Below are 1,269 nucleotides of genomic sequence, written 5' to 3'. Positions count from 1 at the left end.
TGAGGTGGTCCAGTTAGGCTGGATAGTTTAGGGCACTAAGTGGAAGGAGCTGTTGATGAGTGTGATAGGGTGTCTGATAGTCGATGCTGGAGTGCAGGCGTTCGTGATTGTAGTAGTCAAAATAATTGGCGACGCTGGCCCGAGCATCGGCCAGGTCGGCAAAAACGGGCCGCTCGCGGACTTCGAGTACCTCCGTTTTGAGCCGGGACCACAGGCTTTCGGCCTGCGCATTATCGTAGCAGTCGCCCCGCCGGCTCTGCGAGCGCACGGCCTGGTGGTCGTAGAGCAGTTGCCGGTAGGCGTTGCCGCAGTACTGCCCGCCGCGGTCTGAGTGCACGAGCAGCCCCGGCGTGGGCGGTTGGGCCCAAAACGCCCGCTGCAACGCCGTGGTCACCAATTCTTCGGGCATGGTGGCCATGACGTGCCAGCCGACCACCTGCTTGCTGGCCATGTCCTGAAAGGCACACAGGTAGGCCCACTCGCCATTGGCCAGCGGCAGATACGTGATATCACTGACCCAGACCCGGTTGGCCTGGGTGGGCTTGGGCTGGTCCAGCAGCCGGTTCGGCGCGCAACGCAACCCGTGGGTGGAATTGGTCGTGCGCGGCGTAAAGGCCTTGGGTTGCAGCGCACGTAGGCCCCGGCGGCGCATGGCCGTGCGTAGCCGCTGCCGCCCCACTTGGTAACCCTTGCGGCGCAGTTCGGCCCGGAGCCGACGCGTACCGTAACAGCGTTTATGCACGCCAAAGGCCTTGACCAGTGCCGTTTCCCACGCCGGATCCGGCTGGGTTATGGCCTGCTGTCGAGTCTGTTGCCAGGCGTAGTAGCCGCTGGCCGACACCTGCACCACCTGGCAGAGCAGGCGCACGGGGTAGCGGCCCCGCTGCGCCGCAATAAAGCGGTAACGGCTCATTGGTCCGGTGTCTGCGAGAAGATGATGATGGCTTTTTTTAAAATTTCCAACTCCTGCGCCTGCCGCCGAGCCAAAGCCCGCAGTTGCCGCAATTCGGCTGCCGTGTCCGGATCTAACTCCGCCTCGCGGGCTGCTGCGATAGGCGTGAGCGCCTCTTTTTGCCACTTGTAGAGCAGCTTAGGACTGATGTTCAGGGCGCGCGCGGCGGCCTGCGTCGAGCGGCTTTCACCAGCCAGGCGCAGAGCCTCGGCGCGGAAGGCCGCATCGTAGCGACGGCGTTTAGTAGGGTGAGGGCTGTCTTTCATGACTCTCGAAAGATAAGACCCTATTCTGTCCAGATTTACCCGACCACCTCA

The 1,269-nt window shown here is 62.8% G+C and carries 2 protein-coding genes; both read right to left on the bottom strand.

The features are described 5' to 3' along the window. Positions 1 to 13 precede the first annotated feature (13 nt). Positions 14 to 913, bottom strand: coding sequence for an IS3 family transposase (locus tag KYK14_RS21880; RefSeq protein WP_219161762.1), 900 nt, complete (start codon positions 911 to 913; stop codon positions 14 to 16). Continuing rightward, on the bottom strand, positions 910 to 1,218 hold the full coding sequence (locus tag KYK14_RS21875; RefSeq protein WP_219161761.1) for a transposase: 309 nt from the start codon (positions 1,216 to 1,218) through the stop codon (positions 910 to 912). Before KYK14_RS21875 ends, KYK14_RS21880 begins: the two co-directional genes overlap by 4 nt. Positions 1,219 to 1,269 lie beyond the last annotated feature (51 nt).

Origin of the sequence: Hymenobacter profundi, assembly GCF_019334315.1 — a bacterium.
Lineage (GTDB): Bacteria > Bacteroidota > Bacteroidia > Cytophagales > Hymenobacteraceae > Hymenobacter > Hymenobacter profundi.
The sequence above is the reverse complement of the archived record's forward strand: the minus strand, read 5'-3'. Positions and strand labels throughout refer to the sequence as shown.